This window comes from Microbulbifer maximicatervae (SeqCode), from assembly GCF_052467225.1.
Genome location: NZ_CP174303.1, coordinates 4542602 through 4564043, shown reverse-complemented (window position 1 = coordinate 4564043; position 21442 = coordinate 4542602). Strand labels below are relative to the sequence as shown.

Here is a 21442-nt window from a genome sequence, read left to right as displayed (position 1 = left end):
GGCTAAAACCAGAATTTGTATGCTGCCAGTAATTGCCCTGGTCGGGCGCCCCAATGTGGGCAAATCCACACTTTTTAACCGGTTGACCAAGTCTCGCGACGCTTTGGTGGCCAACTACGCCGGGCTTACCCGCGATCGCAAGTACGGTGAGGCGGAGATCGACGGGCGCAAGCTGTTACTGGTCGATACCGGTGGTATTTCCGGTGGCGAAGAAGGCATCGATGCGGCTATGGCCGAACAATCTATGCAGGCCATTGAAGAAGCAGACTTCGTACTCTTTTTGGTGGACAGCCGCGCCGGCCTGACCCCAGCCGACGAGATGATTGCCGAGCGCTTGCGCACCCGCTCCAAGCCCACTTTCCTGGTGGCCAACAAAGTTGATGGGGTAAACCCGGATATTGCCCTGGCACCTTTCTATGAGTTAGGTATTGGTGAGCTTTTCCCGACGACTGCTACCCACGGGCGCGGTGTTCGCTCCCTGATGCAGCGGGTCATCGAGGACCTGCCCGAGCAGGAGATTGAAGAGGAAGCCGAAGAAGCGACCGGAATCAAGATTGCCATTGTGGGCCGCCCCAATGTGGGTAAATCCACCCTGGTTAACCGCCTCTTGGGTGAGGACCGGGTTGTTGTCTACGATCAGCCCGGCACAACCCGCGATAGCGTCTATATCAATTATGAACGGGACGAAAAGCCTTATACCCTGATCGATACTGCGGGCATTCGCCGCCGGAAAAATATCAAGGAATCGGTGGAGAAGTTCTCTATCGTCAAAACCTTGCAGGCGGTGGAAGATGCCAACGTGGTGGTGCTGGTGATCGATGCCCGCGAAGGCCTGGTGGACCAGGATATGCACCTGATGGGCAGCGTAGTACAGGCGGGACGCGCGCTGGTAGTTGCCCTGAACAAGTGGGATGGGCTGGAAGCGGATCATCGCGACTATGTGAAAGCCGAGTTGGAGCGCCGACTGCGCTTTGTGGACTTTGCTGATGTGCACTTTATTTCTGCATTGCATGGGACCGGTGTTGGGCATCTGTACGAGTCCATTGAGGGTGCTTACCAGAGCGCTACAGACAAACTGTCCACTAATCACCTCACTCGTATTCTGGAGTGGGCGGTAAGTGAGCACCAACCACCTTTGGTGCACGGACATCGTATCAAATTGCGCTACGCTCACGCCGGTGGACAAAATCCGCCGGTTATTGTGATCCACGGTAACCAGACTGAGCAGGTACCGGCACATTATGTGCGCTACCTGGAGAAGACTTTCCGCAAGGCTCTGGATTTGCACGGTACTCCGGTAAAAATTGAGTTCCGCACGAGTGCTAACCCCTACGCGGACAAAAAGAACAAGCTGAGTGACCGCCAGAAGGCCAAGAAACGCCGCCTGATGAAGTTTGTTAAAAAGAAGAAAAAATAAGAGGCGGTAACTTAGGTTACCTGTAAGCCGGCAAGGGATAATGCCGGTTTGCGCACCACTCCAGCTTTAACCCACAGTGGAATGGCATTGTGGGATTTCTATCGTACCAGTGATCCCGTTTTTGACGGGGCCAGGGAAGAAACCACAAGGAGAATACGATGTTGAAGCTGAAGAATCCTGCATTGCTGCGCAACCAGTCCTATATCAGTGGCCAGTGGATTGACGCTGATTCTGGCGATACCTTCGATGTGTTGGACCCGGCAACTGGCAAGGCGGTTGCCAGTATCGCCAACTTGGGGGCCGATGAGACTCGCCGTGCTATAGAAGCTGCTGATAAAGCCTGGCCTACCTGGCGCGATACTCCGGTAAAAGAAAGAGCGAAAATACTCAGGCGCTGGTATGAGCTGATAATTGCTAACGCCGATGATCTAGCCATTATTTTGACCGCAGAGCAAGGCAAGCCACTGACAGAGTCCCGTACCGAAATTGTGTATGGTGCTAATTATGTCGAATGGTTTTCGGAAGAAGCCAAGCGCGTCTACGGGGATGTTATTAGCCCGCCTTCCAGTGATAAACGGCTCTTGGTTATCAAGCAGTCAATTGGTGTGACCTGTTCTGTAACGCCATGGAATTTCCCCAGCGCTATGATCGCACGCAAAATGGCTCCCGCTATTGCCGCAGGCTGTCCATTTATTGCCAAACCCGCCTCCGAAACACCTCTATCCGCACTGGCTCTCGCAGTTCTCGCTGAGGAAGCGGGAATTCCCCCAGGTGTTTTTAATATTGTCGCAGGGGATAAGGCACCGGAGATTGGCGCAGAAATGACGGCCAATCCCTTAGTGCGGAAATTTACTTTTACTGGTTCTACTGCTGTCGGAAAATTGCTGCAAGCCCAGTGTGCAGCAACCATGAAAAAAACCTCTATGGAATTGGGCGGTAATGCCCCATTTATTGTTTTTGATGATGCTGACATTGGCGAAGCTGTAAAGGGCGCAATTGTTTGTAAATATCGCAATGCCGGTCAAACCTGTGTATGCGCCAATCGCATTTTCGTGCAGGAAGGTGTTTACGATGAATTTGCACAGAAATTTTCCGCTGCGGTAAACCAGCTTTCCATGGGCAGTGGTTTTGATAGCGGTGTCGACATGGGCCCTATGATTACCATCAAAGCAGTGAAGAAAACGGAATCTCTGGTGGAAGATGCGCTGCAAAAAGGCGCGCAAACCCTAGTTGCTGGTGGTCCCAGTACTATGGGGGAATGCTTTTATTCTCCCGTAGTATTGGGTGGGGCCACCGATCAAATGCACTTGTTCAAAGAAGAGATCTTCGGTCCGGTAGCTCCGCTATATAAATTCTCCTCTGAAGAGGAAGTCATTAAAATGGCCAACAATACGGAATTTGGTCTGGCTTCTTATTTTTACTCCAGGGATATCGGTCGTATTTGGCGTGTTGCAGAGGGACTTGAATACGGTATGGTCGGTATCAATGAGGGTATTATTTCCAACGAAATGGCACCCTTTGGCGGTGTAAAAGAATCCGGGCAGGGGCGCGAGGGCTCAAAATACGGTATTGAGGATTACCTGGAAATAAAATATCTGTGTGTCGGCGGTATTGATAAGTAGTTTGTTAAAGTGTTTGGATTTTAAATGGTTGTAGAGCCTATTGCGCGGGTGCATTCCTGCTTTGGAGAAAAGTTTGGAGTACCCCGCCAGCCACTATTGGCGGATGCCAGTCGCGCCAGTATTGCGTTGTTACCTCCCCTGGATACGCCAGATGCAGTTGCCGGTCTGGAGCAAAATAGCCATATCTGGGTAGTGTTCCAATTTCACCAAGCCGCTGGGCAGTGGTCAGCTAAAGTGCGCCCGCCCCGTTTGGGCGGCAATAAGAAACTGGGTGTACTCGCCACTCGCTCGCCCTTTCGTCCCAATAATATCGGGCTGTCAGTAGTTCGTCTTCTGGAGGTGCGCACCTCTCCTAAAGTGGAGTTGATAGTTGCCGGGGCAGATTTGGTCGATGGTACGCCAGTATTGGATATTAAACCCTATGTTCCCTATGCGGATGCGTTAACGCATGCGCAAAGTGAATTTGCTGACGCAGCTCCAGTGCAAATTCCCGTTACTATCCCCGAGCCAGTTCTGAATAAAGCCAAAGCCTACCGCGATGACTGGGGTACAGATCTCCCCCGTTTAATTGAACAGGTGTTATCCCAGGATCCAAGACCGGCATACCAAAAGACCGATCCTCAGCGCATTTATGGCATGCAATTGTGTGAATTCAATTTGCGTTGGCGCTATACCGATGCCGGAATAGAAGTGGTGGCACTGGAATAACCCTCGACCAGCTAGTTTCAGTATTCTGCAGCAAGTCAGGATGTGTCTCCTCCGTAACTGTCTAGGGTTCGGAAAGGATATGTCATTCATTTTCATGGGAAATACAATTCCCCAAGATACGGCATTCGCCTAAAAATAACGCCTAGCTATCCAAGGGCACAGCTATGCCAGTACGTGAAACCTTTAATTATCAAGGCTTAGATGCTATTCGCGTCGGCCGAGTCAATATGGGTGTTAATACAACCTTTGTTGTTTATCGCCTCAATGGAACCGTAATTGATACGGGTCCCAGCAATCAGTGGAAGTATGTTAAGCCGTTTATACAAAGCGCACCGCTAAAGCAGTTATTGCTGACTCATCACCACGAAGACCATAGTGGCAATGCCGGCGCTATCCAGAAACTTACCGGTGTGCAGGCGGTGGCCCCGGATCTGACTATTGGTATATTAAAAAAAGGCTTCCGAATTCCCCCGATGCAGAAGTTTTTCTGGGGAACTGCGGGAAAAGCGGAGGTAGCACCTCTCCCAGCGGAGGTCTACATTGGTGAAGAAGAAGTATTACCAGTATTTAGTCCTGGGCATGCAAAGGATATGACCTGCTATTTGTTACCTGAGCGTGGCTGGCTGTTTAGTGCTGATTTATTTATTGCCAACTACTTAAAGTTCCTGCGTATTGATGAAGATGTCCCTACATTAATGAAAAGTATAAAGGGAGTCCTGGATCATTCATTTGACGTTATCCTTTGCCCTCATAGAGGTGTGGTAGAGGATGGTTGGCAGCAGTTGAATAAAAAATATGAGTATCTGCTTAATCTATCTGGAGAGGCGCAGAAGTTGATGCAGCAGGGACTGCCCTTAGAAGAGACTACTTTGCGTTTATTAGGTAAAGAAGGATTGTTCAGCGCTTTGACTGGTTATAACTTCTGCAAGAGAAATTTGATTGCTTCATGCTTACAGGTTAACTTGGATGAGATGCCTAGACTCTAGGTTTTCATTACGTACTAGCCAGTAGCCAATTTCGATGCAAAGTTATTTGTTAAGATGATCGTTGCTTCTGGATTAAGAGTTGCAGAAGAAGGGTGTTTTGTGATCAGGGAGTCGCTAAGGGTATTTATTTTTGGGTTGCTTGCCTGGCCATTACTAAGCAATATATTGAGTTTTTTAAAACCTTTCCTGATAGCACTAAATTATGATGAATCTTCTGGGGGGCTTGCACCTAGTTTGATAGATATTATCTATCCCTATTTTACATTGGTATCTATTGCTTTTGCCTATGCCTTCTTTATATTGACTCGGATGATAACGGGGCGGTTAAAGCGTTGGTTGTGTGTTAGTCTGGTGGTAGCTTATCTAGGTGTATCAATTTATCCACTATTCCCTGAAGAATCTATTGTGTATTTGACTTTAAGTGGCACTCACTACTTGATTGAGTTAATTATGTTAATAATTGGTGCAACTATTATTTATAAAAATATATCAGAACCCTCTGTGGTAGCAGGTGAGAGTGTTGGTGCTATGAGGAAAGCTTGAAGAGAATCTATTTCTCTGCCTCAATAATAAATCGTTTGATTCTTACCCCAGCATCCTTTCGCATTTCCGGGTGGATTTTCTTATAGTATTTGTTCATTACCTGGTCGGCAAACTGCTTTCTTTCTGGGTGGCCTAGATGGCGGAATTGGGGAACCCATGATAGAAAGAAGGTGGTGAGCTTTTCCCAGGTTTGAAAGTTTTCCACATGGTAGATTTCATCGAATCGGGGTAAGTAGAAGCCTGCTTCTTCAGCATAGTTTCGCATTTTCTCTAGCGTATAGTGATTATAAGGATCGTGAAAACTTTCAAAATAGGGTTTCCATGTAGCTGTTTCTTGTTCCTCGTATACAGTCTCCCAGAAATTTTCATGATCAACCTGAAAACCACAAACTACTTTACCGTTAACTTTTAAATATTTATAAAAACTATTCCAGACTTGAGCTTGGTCCGCTACCCAGTGTAAACAACTAAAAGAAAAAATAATGTCGAATTTGTAGTCGAACTGGATTTCATCTGCACTCATTTGCTCGAAGGATAGGTTGGGTATATTTGCGTAATTTTTATTGGCATAACAAATCATATCCTCGGTTAGATCAATACCGATAATCCTGCCATTTGTCATACGCTCAGCTAAATAGCGGGTTACCTTGCCATCGCCACAACCCACATCAAGAATAGTGGCAGCTTGGCGATAATCGCAGCGATGTATGGCTTCCATAGCGTGGCGCCACTGCATGTCAGAGGCGTTTACGTACTCTTGAGCCTGCCACTTATCATGTCTGATAGGTTCATTCATTGGTGTGACGCCCTGAGTCTCATTGGGGATGGGTGAATCAGTGTAGCCTGGATACACTTATGATCTGTGTAGCATTTTCAGCCATCGACAAATATGGCACAGGAATCTGCACAGTTTGTAAAACCGTCATTCTGGCCACCTGCGGAACGAAAGGTAAAAGTCTGGGGGAATACTGTGAAACTCAAAGGATCTTGCCACTGCCAATCGGTTAAGTTCAGTCTGAACTCCCGGCAACCTTATCCCTTCAACCGTTGTTACTGCTCAATATGCAGAAAAACCGCTGGAGGAGGTGGTTTTGCTATTAACCTGGGGGCGGATTTCCAAACCCTGAAAGTGGAGGGCGAGGAATATTTAAGTATCTATCAGGCTGAAATTGGGATAACGGGTCAGGAAAATGGCGGGAAAAGTCCGGCACGGCGACATTTTTGTTCAAGATGTGGCAGTGCGTTATGGCTTTGGGACCCGCGTTGGCCAGAACTGGTACACCCCTTCGCTTCTGCGATTGACTCTGAGTTGCCGGTACCGCCGGTTCGTAGCCATATGATGCTGGATTCTGCTCCGGGTTGGGCGCAGCCAGATATACGGGAAGGGGATGAAGTGTTTGAAGGCTATCCAGAGGAATCCCTGGCTGAATGGCACCAGCGGAATATTCCCAGTGCTTAGCAGGGGATAAAGAGAGGCGGGGCGAGCCTGAGGCCGCCCCGCTTCAGGTCTATAGCGGTGACCTAGTGTTTACTCTTCCGCGAGATAGAGCACCAGATTATCCAGGAAGTTGACCAGGTCTGCCTTTTCAGTGTCACTCAGCGCATTAAACTGTTCTTTACTGGATTCAGCTTCACCACCGTGATAGACAATCGCCTCGGTCATAGTGGTAGCGCGTCCATCGTGTAGATAAGGTGGTGTTGAGCCAACGCCCCAGAGGTTTTCGGTGAGGAATACAGAGGCTCCCACATTGCCCTCATCAATTTCCTCGGCCATGGCTGTGCCCATATCGTGACGCTTAAGGTCGCCATACAAGCGGACTATTGCTCCGCCATTTTCCGACTCCTCAAACTGTCCCAGCGTTTGTCCGGATGGAAGCTCCTGGGGGTTATCCATGATCTCTGTGAGCAAGTTAAATTGCAGGGATCTGCTAGGTAGGCCGGCTATATCGCCTGCGGGATAAGTCTCATCGCGGTAGTTGGCGTGCTGAGAGGGTTCATAGAAGACTGGTGATGCAACTTCCATCTCAGGGGAGTGGCAAGAGGCGCAGCCAATAGAGCTAAATAGCTCTTCGCCATTTTCGATACTGGCGATTTCTCCGTCGCTTAGTGGTAAGCCGTAAGTCTCCTGCTCTTCCTCGGTTAGGGAATCGATCACGCTGTTAAGCTCGATTTTTGTCACCGGACGGGGCTGTGCTGCGTTGTAGATAGTTAACGCGGTAATGTCACCAACGCTGAGCTCGTTAGTGATCGAATCAAAGTCGCTGTCTGTATCACCGACCAATTCAGTGGCCTGCATGCCCAGCTCCTGGTGTGCCGCGCCACGAACGAATGCGCGTACAAATCCGGTTAGGCCTTTCCATTCAAAGGGCCTGACTACCAGGTCAGCATCGAGGCCTTCGACGTTATCGTAGTTGACCTCATCACAGGAGACGGAGATCTCACCAAAGCTAACGCCTTTTGCGGTTAGTGCGACAGTCGTATCTGTGCCGGATGAGCAGCTCTCACTGATAGCCTCATCCCGCAAAGTGTGCAGCTCGGTAGTCATTTCTTCCGCTACCAACTGTACAGCCCCCATACCGAAAAGGTGGGGCGACTGGCGCTCGATAAAGCCTTTTTGCTTACGTTCAGGGTCCATACGAATCACATTATCGTTCACGCCACCACCGCCATCGGCTACCGGTACGTTGTGACAGCTGATGCAGGAATCACCGTTGGGGCCTGTCGCACGATGGGGCAGGACATTCGCCCATGCATTAGGTCCTTTCAGGTCGGGCCTTGGGAAGCTGGTAAATCTTTTGCCGTTGCCCACATTGACCCCGACCCCGTCGAGAGCGTTGTAATTCATCTCGAATAATTCATCGCCTTCCTCAAAAGCATGAACATAGGCTTCCAGGGTTTCCATGGATTCGAGATCAGATTGCTCCAAATGCCCACCCAGGTGAATTTCAATTGCTCCAGCATGCAATATCTGTACGGTATCGAAGACTTCACTGAAGTCGAAGGGAGTGGTTCTTTGCTGTCTTTGGTTTTTTCTTGCGTGCTTGGGAACTCGGTTTTTATCGTGCTTGGAACCAAAGTCGGCAAGCGCTGGAGTGGCATTAAATGTTAAAGCCGATATTGCCATAGTGACAGGCAATAGGTGTTTTTTAAGTATCATCAGCTATATCTCCGGGTACTGATATTGAGCGGACGTAAGGTGAGTTCTTCTACGAAAATGCACTCGATGCGGAGACACTCGACCACTTTTCTTTTAAGCACGATTCCCCAAAAAACTGATTATCAGTTGTGCTACAAGGAAAAATTGATAGAGATTTTGGTAATAACATTTTTATCTCGCAAAGTGCATCCAGTAAAGGTTTAACAGCATCCTTGCAAGCTTCTTATAGGTAGAACTGTGCCTGTTCTGCCACTTATGGCAGGCGTCAAGACCACGGGAGATACAGTATTGCGATAGCAGATTTTAAAGCTCAGATTAACTGGCCTAAAGATCTAAAATGCGATCCCGATTGTGTCGATTTTGCCCATAACCTACCGCGCTAGTACGCGGCTATGTTTTTGTTTTTCGGCTTTTTTAGTTGCCGTTTGTGATAAATAAGTTCCTTTGAAAGGGTAGGTATTTGCATATTTGCCTTTCGGTGACAGGCTTTCCTGCTTCACGGAAAGTCCCTATTCCTGGTGGTTGTGACATTAGATTTAGGAAAAAGTGCTGGTTATTAACGTTACTGAAGGCAATGGATATTTTGAAAAACTTATAATTATTTTCGATTAAGAGTGAATTCCCCAATTGTGGATTCGTATTGTCTTCAGGTGACACATGGTTTGTAGGCTAATAACTCATCTGTTTGTGGAATTTAATTTCACCTTTGTTGATAGGGTTTATGGAAACGCTTCTTATCTTCGGTGAGTGGCCAGTTCGCTATACCAGATCAAAATTCAGCATGTACTTGTGAGCGTAGACACAGAGATGAAGGGTATTTGATCGCTGTCTTACTTACAGAAAGGTGCTTTGGGGGGGGCGACTAATTTGAACCGTATGATTGTCAAAAAAGTTTAGCTTGATTGAAAACATTATTGGCGTATTTTCCTTTCTAATAGAGGGATAGAGTGATCGGTCTAAAACAATAGTGTTTCCGTTCGAGTGCTCAATGTATTTAGGCTTAAAGTAAAATTGGCGCACTATTCATTTGAATGGCGCGATAAAGATCTTTGTCGCCATATATTTCAATATAGAAACAATGAGATAGTTCTATTATTGCGCCTGTAGGCGAGGAAGCCCCCAACTTACTATCAACTACAAAGCTGCTGAGAGATATTTTAAACGAGTGGTTCATTTTTTCTCATTGTGGCGTACAAGGAACATGGATAGTGATATGGATTGTCACGACAATGTCACAAAAAATCGAATAAATTTGTCTGTATGGCCTCGTTTCACGGCAGTTGGTACTTTTGAATGAGGTAGGTTAATTCGAAGCTGATAAAAATATTAGTGTATTCGAATTGTATAAATTCCTAAGAGTTTTTAGGGGGTAGGGTGAGGAAAATATTGATTTTGGGAGGTGATGGATTTTGTGGTTGGCCTACATCTCTCCACCTTTCAGAGGCGGGTTATGAAGTTATTATTGTTGATAACTTATCACGGCGAAAAATTGATATTGAGCTTGAGGTTGATTCATTGACACCAATCAGGCACCTGTCCGAGCGGCTTCGTGTATGGCGTGAAGTTTCCGGTATGTCCATCAGGCATGTTTATATTAACCTCGGACAGGATTTTGATCGATTGCTCACTCTCTTAAAAGAGGAAAAACCAGACGCGATTGTACATTTTGCTGAACAGCGTGCCGCACCCTATTCGATGAAATCTGTCCGGCATAGACGTTATACACTTGATAATAACTTGAATGCTACCAATGATGTCATAGCGGCTATAGTGGAAAGCGGATTGGATATACATTTGATTCACTTGGGTACTATGGGTGTCTACGGGTATGGAACAGCTGGTCTCACTATTCCCGAAGGATATTTAAAAATCCAGGTAGAGACTGAAGGGCATTTGAGTGAGCAGGAGATTCTTTACCCTAGTAATCCAGGTTCTATCTATCATATGACAAAGGCTCAGGATCAATTGTTATTTGCCTTCTATAACAAGAACGATCAGGTACGTGTCACTGATTTACACCAAGGGATCGTTTGGGGTACCCAGACCCGACAAACACAGAGGGATGAATCTCTGATTAATCGATTTGATTATGATGGTGACTATGGAACAGTCCTCAATCGATTCCTGATGCAAGCGGCGATTAATTACCCACTTACCGTTCATGGCACTGGTGGCCAGAAGCGGGCATTTATTCATATTCAGGATACCTGTCAATGTATTCAGTTAGCTATTGAAAATCCTCCAGAGATAGGCGATAGAGTCAAAATTCTGAATCAAATGACAGAGACGCATCGTATCAGGGATCTAGCAAATTTAATCTCCAACAAGACAGGGGTGGGAATTGCCTACTTAGACAACCCCAGGAAAGAGTCAGCAGAAAATGATTTGTTGGTAAATAATGATCAGCTTATCGAGATGGGGCTCAATCCTATAACCCTGAATGATAATCTTCTCACTGAAGTTGAGGGTATTGCCAAAAAATATTCACATCGATGTGACCAAACTAAAATCCCTTGTGTATCGAAGTGGTGATTTTTTCATACTTCAATGGCCCTGGTTTATATGAAATCAAGGCTGCCTGTGGAAGGTGAGGTTTTATGTCTATAGCTGAAGAGTGCAAAATATGAAGATTTTGATTGCTACGGATACTTATCCGGAGCAACTAAATGGTGTTTCCAGAGTGCTGGAAAAAACTGAGAAAGAACTCACAGCGCGGGGACACCAAGTAAAAATTGTTTCTGCTAATGATTTTACTAATTTCCCCTGGCCAGGCTATAAAGAAGTGAAAATTGCAGTATTTCCCGGTGGGAAAGCTGCCCGAATTATTGAGGATTTTTCACCGGACGCTATTCATATCATGAGTGAAGGTCCAGTGGGGTGGGCTGTTCGTGGCTACTGCAAGCGGAATAATTTGCGTTTTACGACATCTTGGCTATCCCGTCTCTCTGAATATGTATCGATTCGCTATAAAGTTCCACTGAAGTGGTTACACGGTCTCCTGCGTCGCTTTCATAATTCCGGAGCGCAAACAATGGTGACTACAGATGGTATGGCAGCGGAAGCTCGAGCCTTGGGAATTGCCCGTGTCACCCGCTGGCGTAGAGGCGTAGAGTTAGAAAAATTCCATCCGGTTGAGACAAAACTTTTTGAGGGCCTAACTCGACCTATCATGCTCAATGTAGGGCGTGTTGCAGTGGAAAAATCACTGGATAAGTTTTTATCGCTTGAGCTACCGGGAACAAAAGTTATCGTAGGGGATGGTCCTCAGCTCAATGAATTAAAGAGGAAGTTTCCACAGGCGGTATATCTGGGAATTAAAGAGGGTAAGGACTTAACTGAATGTTACAGCGCTGCGGATGTTTTTGTATTTCCTTCGGTAACTGATACTTTTGGTCTGGTTAATCTTGAGTCTTTAGCCTGTGGTTTGCCCGTTGCCGCCTACCCTGTGACAGGTCCGAAAGATATCATTGGTGATGCCCCCGTTGGAGCGTTGGATAGCAATCTGCAAGTGGCCATAGAAAAGGCACTATTATTGGACCGATCGGACTGTGTTACTCATGCCAGGACCTATTCCTGGGATGTGGCCACTGAGGATTTTATTTCAAGCCTGGTTCCGGTAAGTGCAGTAGAGGCTTTGCCTGTTGATGGCTAGATAAAAGCGTTGCTCGTAAAGTTCGCAAGGCTTACTTACGAGCTGACTTGAGCAACTCAACCCAGCAGTACTTGTTAACAAATGCATAGTGTCCCAGCTGGTGCCAGCTTTGAGTTGAGCTATTTGGCATTATACTTGAGAGGTATTCTGGCATTTTAATATCAATTATATCGTCGGCATCACCATAAAATATTTTGGTGGAAGTAGTGATTTCACGAGGATCAAACCCCCAATTCCAAAGCGCCATTATCATTTCAAAAAAACCCTCCCCATGCTGCGTTGCTCCAGCAGAGAATGATTCTTCAAACATTTTCTTAAGAGCCGGGTCTCGAATAAACAGTGCGGCATCAGAGGCGTCTTTCTTTGCAAAGAGCTGAATATAATCTTGTATATTGCTATTGGCTTGGTATGCACTTAATCGGCACAGACAACGAGTAAGAAATTGCCAACGATGGATCTTTGCGATAAGTCTGATATCCGGGTTTTTTAGCAGGTCAGTCATTCCTGGGTAGTCCAGTGGCGCAACAGGGGCTGCAAGGGCAATTTTAGAGACTCTGTGGGGAAGTTTGTTAGCGATAGAAAGTGCATGAGGGGCACCACCTGAATGGCCGACTACCGAAAATGTCTCGATATTTAGACGATTAACCAGTTCTTCAATATCCGCCCCCCAATCAACCATTCGCCGGCCTCTATGGGGAGATGATCCCCCCACACCAGGTTGATCCACAGAGATGATTCTTACGCCAAGAGATGCGGTAAGGTCCTTATCAGGATTGCGAATTAGTCGCGAATCTGAGAAACCATGATTGAAAAGCACAGGCCAGCCATTTGGATCACCATAGTCATCATAAGTAAGGATACGGCCGTCACTTATCTGCAAGGCAGGCATTCTGGGCGCTTCTTTAGGTTAGGTATGATCGGAGTATAGTGAGACTTTGTTTTGTGATGGGTGAGGCCAATGTTGTAACTTGTATCTGACCCAAAGGGGGAGTACCAGTTGATTAGGCGAGAAGGAGAATCACATTGAAAATAAAGACCACGCTGATCAACATCTGCTGTTTAACGTTACTGTTGGTTGTGGGTCTCCCTGTAGCACAGGAGACGGCATCTGGTGATCACGTCAAGGTGCGTTGGCTGGCACCTGATACATTTCGCCAAGGAATGAGAGAGACGGTTGGATTCTACTTTGAGGTAGATCCTGGATGGCATGTGTATTGGCGTAATGCTGGAGATTCAGGGGCGGCTCCACGGTTTGATATGGAGGCTCTGGGCGCTTTATTAGGGCCGATCGAATGGCCATTCCCAACGCGCCTCCGGGTAGAGCATCTTACTAACCTGGGGTACTCCGGGAATGTTGCCTACCTGTTCCAGCTCCTCCCAGATAAGCGCACGCAAGAGATCATCCTGCATGCGGACCTGGAGTGGTTGGTTTGTAAAGTGGATTGCATACCGGGCTTTGCCACTATGAGCCTTGTACGGCCGGTTGCAGAGCAGGCGGCTTGGCCAGCTACAGATCTGGCGTTAAGGAATTACTTTGCCAACAGGCTTCCAGGGGGAGAAGGTGAGAGCCCGTGGCAACCAGTATCCATTTCAGCGCGAGGTAATGAGCATATTACTTTGCAGCTCAGCGGGAATCGTAGCGATGAAATACCTAGTATTTTCCCCGTAAATGGTGACTTGTACTCTGCGTCTGAGCCAGAAGTTCAGCGCGAAGATGAAACTCTCCTCTACAAGTTCAAGCGCTTGCCAGGCTCTGAGATTAGTGAAAGCAGCGATTTTGTGATTGCAGACTCGAGCCGGGCCTGGAAAGTCTCTGCCCCCCTCTTATCCCAAGAGGGAATTGAGACGAGTGCAACCTCTATATGGCTTTTACTTCTGTCAGCATTTATTGCCGGTATCCTATTGAATCTGATGCCCTGTGTTTTCCCGGTGCTGTCCATAAAGCTATTTGGAATGATTAACGGTGGTAATCGCCCAGCCGAGCGTTTGCGTGAATCTTTCCTATATAGCGCCGGCATTATGGTGACTTTTCTTGCTTTGGGGCTTGCTTTATTGGCGCTACGCTGGGGAGGGTTGGCCGTTGGCTGGGGTTTTCAACTTCAGTCACCGGTTGTGGTAATTGGGTTAATTATGCTCTTCTGGCTGATGGCCCTATCCTTTAGCGGCTTTTTTGAGTTTGGGCACCGATTAATGGGGTTTGCTAGCTCCAGTAGCCGTGGCTCCTTTACCACCGGTGTTTTAGCTGTCTTTGTTGCCGCCCCCTGTACCGGTCCATTTATGGGAGCAGCTCTGGGAGCAGCGGTGGTGATTCCTCCACTTCAGGCTCTACTCATCTTCTTATGCCTCGGTTTAGGGCTCGCTGCGCCATTTATTTTGATGTGTGCAAGTCCTGTAATACTGAGGCATCTGCCAGCTCCAGGTCCATGGATGGAGAAGTTGCGTCAGTTTCTGGCATTTCCGCTTTACGCAACGGTGATATGGCTACTATGGATTTTAGGGCGCCTAGCTGGGGACTCTGGTTGGTTGGCCGGTTCAAGCCTGTTGCTCGTTGTTACTCTTGCAATCTGGCTAGTAAAAAATTTTTCCAAAAGGGGGGGAGCAGCGGGTCTGATTTGTGTCGCTGCTATTTTGCTAATATCTCTACCGGCAATCCGTATGGAGGGTGGTGAGCAACCTGCAGAAATGGCGTATGACTGGCATCGTTATGACAAGGCACTTTTGACGGAAGCCTTGGATAATGGGCGCCCTGTATTTATTGACTATACCGCAGCCTGGTGTATTACCTGCCAGGTAAATAAAAAGCTGGTGCTTGATACCCCAAGTGTACAAGCATTATTTAAAAAGAATAACGTGCTTCTTATTCGGGCCGACTGGACGCGTTATAACCCTGAAATTACCCAAGCTTTGCAGGATTTAGGGAGGAACTCTGTACCTGTATATGCATGGTATCCTGCAGGAGAGAAAAAACCAGAGTTACTTCCACCACTGCTGCAAGAGTCTTTAATTGCAGCTCTGTTTAGTAAACATTTAACTGTTAATAGTGAGGATGGTTAATTATGAAGTTATTTTTCAATGTGAATAATTCGATACTTAAAGGAATTTTTATTTTATTCCTGATGTTACCGAGTGTTGTGTTGGCAGCAGCCGTTCCTGGACAAAAAGCGCCAGAATTCTCAGTAGTGGATGCTGCTGGAAAAACTCACAATCTCTCCGATTACACAGGCCAATGGTTGGTTATTGAATGGTTTAATAAAGATTGCCCCTATGTCAGGAAACACTATGGCAGTGGTAATATGCAGTCCCTTCAAAAAAGGTATACAGCACAGAAAGTAAATTGGCTCACGGTTATTTCTTCAGCTAAAGGAAAGCAGGGCTATTTGGAGCCAGAGCAGGCTATGGCAGTTGCACAGAGTCATAACCTCGGCGCAAGCGTACCCTTCTTGCTGGATACCTCTGGAGTTATGGGGCGTGCTTATGGGGCTAAAACTACTCCGCATATGTTTATCATTAATCCTCAGGGGGAAGTCGTATATGCTGGAGCCATTGATGATAATGACTCAGCCAATCCTGCGGTTATAGGCAGTTCACACAATTATGTTTCTGCTGCACTGGATGCTTCACTGAAGGGACTGGCTGTGCCCAAGTCTTCATCGCGGGCTTATGGGTGTAGTGTGAAGTACTAAAGGAGTTTATTTGGGGTGGAAAAAGCTCGTTATAGCTACCTGGTTCAGGCGTTGATATTTATCACCTTGGCGGTACTAATGGTTACTGCCGTGGGTTATTTCCACCAAAGAGATATCCCTGAGAACCAGGCCCCTCAGTTAGAGGGGCAATCGCTGCAGGGAAATCTAATTGATTTAAAACAGATGTATCCCAAAGGGCCAGTATTAATTTACTTTTGGGCAACCTGGTGCCCCTATTGCCGGATAGTTTCCCCCGCTGTGACTGACCTGTCTCGGGATTACCAGGTTGTTGGTGTTGCGATGCAGTCTGGAACAGAAGAGGTGGTTACCGAATATATGCGGAATCACGAACTTGCTTTTCCTACTCTAAATGATCCATATGGTGTTTTAAGTGCCCAATGGGGCGTTAAAGTGACGCCAACCTTGCTGATTGTCGACACTGACGGGCGCGTTGCCTGGGTCACTACTGGAGCCACATCCAAGTTGGGTTTGCAGTTGCGCTTAAAGATGACAAAGTAGCTCGTCACCATTAATGTCACTGTGTCGTATTTAAGCTTATATCAAACTTTCTTTCCCCGAGCCTGCGATGGTTGGCGTAAAAATTGCTCAATTGCCGGGGAGGACAGCCCTTATAGATATACTTCTATAATTCCTTAAAGGTCTGTCTCTTGCGCTGGAGAGTGGCGTGTCGGTTATTGATTCTTTTGACTATCAAGATCTGGATGCGCAAAGGGTCGGCCGTTTCGATTTTGGTATCAATACAACCTTTATTGTATATCGGTTGGGTGACACTATTATCGATGCCGGCCCCAGTAACCAGTGGAAATACGTCAAGTGGTTTGTAAAAAATAAACCTTTTCGGCAATTAGTCCTCACCCATCACCACGAAGATCACAGTGGTAACGCCGGCGCAATTTATAAGCTTACTGGTATACAGCCAAGAGCCCCTAAGGCGACAGTAGAGATATTAAAGAGAGGTTTTCGGATACCGCCAATACAGATGCTGATTTGGGGGAGGGCCGGGCGTGCGGAAGCTGCGCCACTACCGGAAGATTTAAGGTTCTCCGGCGAAAAGGTAGTTGTTATCCCCGCACCAGGGCATGCCAAAGATATGACCTGTTATCTGGTTCAGGATCGAGGGTGGATATTCACTGCTGATTTGTATGTAGCTAGTAAGTTAAAGCTGTTGCGTAAAGATGAAAGTATTCCAATTTTAATGCACAGTATCAAAAAAGTGCTCACTTATGATTTTGATATTATATTTTGCCCTCATAGAGGGATTGTGGAAAAAGGGAAAGTTCGCTTGCAAGCCAAGTATGATTATTTATTAAATCTTGCAACTGAAGCACGGGAATTGGACCGGCAAGGTTTGCCTCTTGGTGAGATTACCCACCGGCTATTGGGAAGGGAAAACTTGATGAGTGTCGTGTCTGGTTTTAATTTCAGTAAGAGGAACTTGATTGCCTCCTGCATGCGCTTTGACCCTACAGAAGTATCTGATTATTGATCTCTCACTAAAAAAAAGAAAAATAGTAAATTGCTTCCGTATGCAATTTGCATTGAACGCCGAATTTAAACAGAAAGTACAAATTGGTACTTCTAAATAAGTTGTCGGTATTCTTGGTCTCTTTTTATTTGCAGTCAGTCTTTCGATTCGCTCATGTTAGTATTCGCAACATGTATTAAGGGATATCAAGTGAGTTTGAAGATGAAGAAGATTGGCCTTTTGGGTGGAATGAGTTGGGAGAGTACGGCAATTTATTATCGCCTGATTAATGAAGGAATTGCTCAAAGGTTAGGAGGGCTGCACTCGGCCGAAATTCTACTTTATAGCGTCGATTTTGAAAAAATTGCACGGTTACAAATGGAGGGTGATTGGGCTCAGGCAGGTAAGCTATTGGTTGAGGCGGCAATATGCCTGGAAAAAGCCGGTGCTGAGGGCATTTTATTGTGCACTAATACTATGCATAAAGTAGCTGGAGATATTATCGAGACTCTTGATGTACCTTTTTTACATATTGGTGATGCTACAGCTGAAGCACTTAAGAACAGAGGGATAAAGACCGTCGGCTTGTTGGCGACAGCTTTTACTATGGAGCAAGATTTCTATCGTGGCTATATGCAGGAAAAGTATGGGATTGAGGTTTTGATTCCGGAGCCTAGCGATAGAGAGATAGTCCACAGGGTTATTTACGAAGAGCTCTGTAAGGGGAGAGTCCTTAACAGTTCAAAAATGGAATTTATTCGTATTGTGGATTTGCTATCCAATCGAGGTGCCGAAGGTGTGATCCTAGGGTGTACAGAGATTTGCATGTTGCTTTCGCAAGAGGATACCTCTACTCACCTGATGAACTCCACAGAGATTCACGCTCAAGCCGCAATAAAGTTCGCACTTGATTGTTGAATAGTGTTGCTAGGTTTACTTAGAGATATCTTTGTCAACCAAAAGTTAGACTGATGCTCCACTGTGACATCCATTAAAGCCACTCTACTAGCTTCGAAGCGTATCAGTGGGTGGTTTTTTTATAACACAAATCTACTCTTGTTAGGTTTGCTTATCCCATATTCGTTAGTTTTTTAGTATTAACCTCTTTTGTTAAGTGGGTTTTCTGTGGATGTTTGTCTGTGAGTTAGAGCTAACAAGATAAAATATCTTCACAGTATTTGTTTGTGGAAATGATATTTATCATGTTTATTACGGTAGGCTAAGGTTATTTTTTTACCTCAAATCATCAAATAAGTTTCATTTGTCCTCTGTAGAAGTTATTATTTGGGATATACCCTGCTTGTGTATGTATGCTCTATTTTGCTCCCTCTTGTAATTAAATTTAATTTAATCATCTAATTATATTTATTTTATTTTTGGCAGTTTTGTCAGTATTTACATTTTTAGTCGTTCTTAATTTTTAAATTGCCTTTTTTGCTCTTGCAAATTGTAGTTTTTCTGGCATTTTCTCTGGTTGTCACACTTCTTGCAGTGAATGTATTGGTGGTAACCTCCCTCTGCATAAGCGAGCTTTCAAGTGCGTAAAAAATTTTTATTGATCTCCTGGAGCACTACCTTAATTAGCCAATTTATTTTTGCTGTAACGCACAAATTGGTTTAAGTGAAAGCTGGTTGATTTGGCTCGGAAGAAAATAAGAGATAACTAAAACAGGGTATTTCTCCTATGAATGAAAAAAAGAAGCGCTGGCTTACGGCCTGTGGCGCTCCCTCTCTGCTGGCAGCTTCGATTGCTGCATTAAGCAGTCCCACTTTTGCTGAAGATGCACTCCTTGAGGAAGTGATAACAATCGGTACCCGTGTTGAAGGGCGTTCCGCTACAGATTCCTCCGCTCCCATCGATATCGTGACCGGAGAAGAATTTGTAAACCAGGGTGATGGAGATCTCAGTAACCTGCTTAGAAACGTTGTTCCATCCTACAACGTTAATGCAAAGCCAATTTCTGATGCTGCCTCAATCGTTCGCCCTGCAAACCTGCGTGGACTGCCACCCGATAGCACACTGGTTCTGGTAAATGGTAAGCGTCGCCATCGCGCTGCCGTCATTTCCTTCCTCGGAAGTGGTGTTTCAGATGGTGCCCAGGGGCCAGATATCTCTGCAATTCCGGCGATTGCTCTGAAACAGGTTGAGGTCCTGCGTGACGGTGCCGCAGCCCAATATGGCTCCGATGCGATTGCCGGCGTTATCAACTTTCAGTTAAAGGATGCAGCTGAGGGCGGCACGGTTGAAGCCAAGTATGCTACTACCGCTGAAGGTGATGGTGATCAGAGTACGATAGCGGCGAATTTTGGCCTGCCTCTGACAGACTCTGGTTTTGTGAATGTCAGCCTTGAGTATCGTGAGCAGGATTCCACCAGCCGCAGTGTGCAGCGGGATGATGCAGCCCAGTTGATCGCCGATGGCAATACCTATGTTGCCAATCCTGCGCAGATCTGGGGCCAGCCAGAAGTTAATGACGACACCAAGTTCTTTGTTAACAGTGCCATAGAGCTAAATGATACTGCTGAGCTGTATGCCTTTGGTAACTATGCCAGCCGCGAAACAGATGGGGGCTTTTACTTCCGGAACCCGGAAACTCGTCCCGGCGTTTATGCGCTTGATGATGAGCCCTTAATTGGTGATCTGGATGCTAGCAATGGTATCTATGATTGTATTGGCATGACCCATGAGGAAGCACAGTCTAGTGATGAGTGCTTCTCATACACCGAAATGTTCCCAGGCGGATTTACTCCGCGCTTTGGCGGTGAGCTAGAGGACTACTCAGCAGTATTTGGTGTTCGTGGTGAATTTGCAAATGGCATTGGCTACGACGTAAGTGCCAGTACCGGTCACAACGAAGTAGACTTTTTAATCTACAACACCGTCAATGCCACGCTCGGACCTGACAGCCCGACCAGATTTAGCCCTGGTGGTTATATACAGGAAGAAAACAACTTCAATATCGATTTGACTAAGAGCATTGAACTTGCCGGAATGCCTTTGTTCATGGCCACGGGCTTTGAATGGCGTGAAGAAGAGTTTGAAGTCAAACAGGGTGATACTGCCTCCTGGCAAGTTGGTGATCTGGCGGAGCAGGGTTTCCTGATTGGTTCGAATGGATTCTCTGGTTTTGGTCCTGAGGTTGTAGGCACATTTGACCGGGATAATATTGCACTTTACACCGACTTCGAACTCGAAGTCGTCGAAGCTCTTCGATTAGGTGCGGCACTGCGTTGGGAAGATTTCTCTGATTTCGGAGATACTTCCAATTTCAAATTGTCAGCCCACTATACAATCAACGATGTGATTGCCTTGCGCTCTACGCTGAGCACCGGTTTCCGTGCTCCGACTCCGGGTCAGTCCAACATTACCAATGTCACTACGGCTTATACCAATGGCGCATTGGCTAACCGGGGAACTATTCCGGCAACCAACCCCATTGCAGTATTGAAAGGCGGTAAGCAGCTGCAGCCAGAGGAGTCTCAGAGCTTTACTTTCGGTACAATTATTGCCGCAGGTGATTGGGATATTACCCTGGATTACTTCCTCATCGAGGTGACAGATCGAATCACTCAATCTGCTAACCAGGAACTGACTGATGAAGAGCGGGATCAGTTGGTTCAGGATGGCATCAGTGGTGCTGATTCCCTTGAATATTTCCGTTTCTACACCAATGACTTCGATACCCAAACCCAGGGTATCGACTTGGTGGCGACTTACCCACTCGGTGATGCAACAGATTTCAACCTGGCTTTCAACTGGACGGAAACGGAAGTTACCGATTTCAGTACGGATACCATGGATGAAATGCGTATCAGGCAGCTGGAGGATGGCTTACCAGAGGTGCGCGGTAATGCATCTGTCACCCATAGTGGTGACAGCTGGCGGGGCCTAGTGCGACTCAACTACTACGGTAGCTACTGGGAAGCACATTTGGACGATTACAGCTTGCCCATTGATGCCGGTGATGAGTGGACTGTGGATATTGAGGCTGCTTATGACTTCAATGATTCCATGACCTTGATCGCAGGTGCGGAAAACGTATTCAACAACTATCCAGATAAAAACCCCTGGTCCGGTGTTGCTGGAGCGGAATATCCGGAAACGGCACCTATGGGATTCAATGGAGCTCTGTATTACGTAAGAGCGCAGTATGAGTTCTAAGTAATCCCCGCTGTAGCTGGAATTTT

Annotated in this window: 18 protein-coding genes; 14 read left to right on the top strand and 4 right to left on the bottom strand. The window is 46.5% G+C overall.

Going from position 1 to position 21442, the window contains the following annotated elements:
• Positions 1-19: 19 nt before the first annotated feature.
• The 5 genes from der (at position 20) to ACJJIZ_RS19720 (ending at position 5276) form a co-directional block, all read left to right on the top strand.
• A complete protein-coding gene (der, locus tag ACJJIZ_RS19740; RefSeq protein WP_413664566.1) occupies positions 20-1417 on the top strand; it encodes a ribosome biogenesis GTPase Der in 1398 nt (465 codons plus the stop codon).
• Positions 1418-1575: 158 nt separating this feature from the next.
• Entirely contained in the window at positions 1576-3039 is a 1464-nt protein-coding gene (locus tag ACJJIZ_RS19735; protein WP_444914572.1) for an NAD-dependent succinate-semialdehyde dehydrogenase, read from the top strand.
• Positions 3040-3063: 24 nt separating this feature from the next.
• The gene (gene tsaA, locus ACJJIZ_RS19730; RefSeq protein ID WP_444914571.1) at positions 3064-3747 is read left to right on the top strand and encodes a tRNA (N6-threonylcarbamoyladenosine(37)-N6)-methyltransferase TrmO; all 684 of its coding nucleotides are present in this window, start codon (positions 3064-3066) and stop codon (positions 3745-3747) included.
• A gap of 164 nt (positions 3748-3911) precedes the next feature.
• Positions 3912-4733: an MBL fold metallo-hydrolase gene (locus ACJJIZ_RS19725; protein ID WP_444914570.1), complete on the top strand. Its 822-nt coding sequence runs from the start codon at positions 3912-3914 to the stop codon at positions 4731-4733.
• A 54-nt stretch (positions 4734-4787) separates the two neighbouring features.
• Positions 4788-5276: a hypothetical protein gene (locus ACJJIZ_RS19720; RefSeq protein WP_444914569.1), complete on the top strand. Its 489-nt coding sequence runs from the start codon at positions 4788-4790 to the stop codon at positions 5274-5276.
• 7 nt (positions 5277-5283) lie between these two features.
• On the opposite strand, the gene ACJJIZ_RS19715 is transcribed toward ACJJIZ_RS19720, so the two are convergent.
• Entirely contained in the window at positions 5284-6072 is a 789-nt protein-coding gene (locus ACJJIZ_RS19715) for a class I SAM-dependent methyltransferase (RefSeq protein WP_444914568.1), read from the bottom strand.
• A gap of 174 nt (positions 6073-6246) precedes the next feature.
• On the opposite strand from ACJJIZ_RS19715, the gene ACJJIZ_RS19710 reads away from it, so the two are divergent.
• Positions 6247-6735 (top strand): GFA family protein, encoded by a 489-nt coding sequence (locus tag ACJJIZ_RS19710; protein WP_444914567.1) that lies wholly within the window; start codon positions 6247-6249, stop codon positions 6733-6735.
• A gap of 69 nt (positions 6736-6804) precedes the next feature.
• Here ACJJIZ_RS19710 and ACJJIZ_RS19705 read toward each other — a convergent pair whose 3' ends face one another.
• Complete coding sequence (locus tag ACJJIZ_RS19705; protein ID WP_444914566.1) at positions 6805-8433, bottom strand: di-heme oxidoredictase family protein; 1629 nt, start codon at positions 8431-8433, stop codon at positions 6805-6807.
• 371 nt (positions 8434-8804) lie between these two features.
• Positions 8805-8933, bottom strand: coding sequence for a hypothetical protein (locus tag ACJJIZ_RS19700; protein WP_444906238.1), 129 nt, complete (start codon positions 8931-8933; stop codon positions 8805-8807).
• Positions 8934-9807: 874 nt separating this feature from the next.
• Between ACJJIZ_RS19700 and ACJJIZ_RS19695 the strand changes: the two genes are divergently transcribed.
• A complete protein-coding gene (locus tag ACJJIZ_RS19695) occupies positions 9808-10965 on the top strand; it encodes an NAD-dependent epimerase/dehydratase family protein (RefSeq protein ID WP_444914565.1) in 1158 nt (385 codons plus the stop codon).
• 91 nt (positions 10966-11056) lie between these two features.
• Entirely contained in the window at positions 11057-12085 is a 1029-nt protein-coding gene (locus ACJJIZ_RS19690) for a glycosyltransferase family 4 protein (RefSeq protein ID WP_444914564.1), read from the top strand.
• Positions 12086-12116: 31 nt separating this feature from the next.
• On the opposite strand, the gene ACJJIZ_RS19685 is transcribed toward ACJJIZ_RS19690, so the two are convergent.
• Positions 12117-12974, bottom strand: a complete 858-nt coding sequence (locus tag ACJJIZ_RS19685; protein WP_444914563.1) for an alpha/beta hydrolase — start codon at positions 12972-12974, stop codon at positions 12117-12119.
• Positions 12975-13108: 134 nt separating this feature from the next.
• Between ACJJIZ_RS19685 and ACJJIZ_RS19680 the strand changes: the two genes are divergently transcribed.
• The 6 genes from ACJJIZ_RS19680 (at position 13109) to ACJJIZ_RS19655 (ending at position 21416) form a co-directional block, all read left to right on the top strand.
• Positions 13109-15139: a protein-disulfide reductase DsbD family protein gene (locus tag ACJJIZ_RS19680; RefSeq protein ID WP_444914562.1), complete on the top strand. Its 2031-nt coding sequence runs from the start codon at positions 13109-13111 to the stop codon at positions 15137-15139.
• 2 nt (positions 15140-15141) lie between these two features.
• Entirely contained in the window at positions 15142-15768 is a 627-nt protein-coding gene (locus ACJJIZ_RS19675) for a thioredoxin family protein (RefSeq protein ID WP_444914561.1), read from the top strand.
• Between the two features lie 15 nt (positions 15769-15783).
• The gene (locus ACJJIZ_RS19670) at positions 15784-16287 is read left to right on the top strand and encodes a protein disulfide oxidoreductase (RefSeq protein WP_444914560.1); all 504 of its coding nucleotides are present in this window, start codon (positions 15784-15786) and stop codon (positions 16285-16287) included.
• Positions 16288-16453: 166 nt separating this feature from the next.
• Positions 16454-17275, top strand: coding sequence for an MBL fold metallo-hydrolase (locus tag ACJJIZ_RS19665; RefSeq protein ID WP_444914559.1), 822 nt, complete (start codon positions 16454-16456; stop codon positions 17273-17275).
• A 201-nt stretch (positions 17276-17476) separates the two neighbouring features.
• The gene (locus tag ACJJIZ_RS19660; protein ID WP_444914558.1) at positions 17477-18172 is read left to right on the top strand and encodes an aspartate/glutamate racemase family protein; all 696 of its coding nucleotides are present in this window, start codon (positions 17477-17479) and stop codon (positions 18170-18172) included.
• A gap of 766 nt (positions 18173-18938) precedes the next feature.
• A complete protein-coding gene (locus ACJJIZ_RS19655; protein WP_444914557.1) occupies positions 18939-21416 on the top strand; it encodes a TonB-dependent receptor plug domain-containing protein in 2478 nt (825 codons plus the stop codon).
• The last annotated feature ends 26 nt before the right edge of the window (positions 21417-21442 follow it).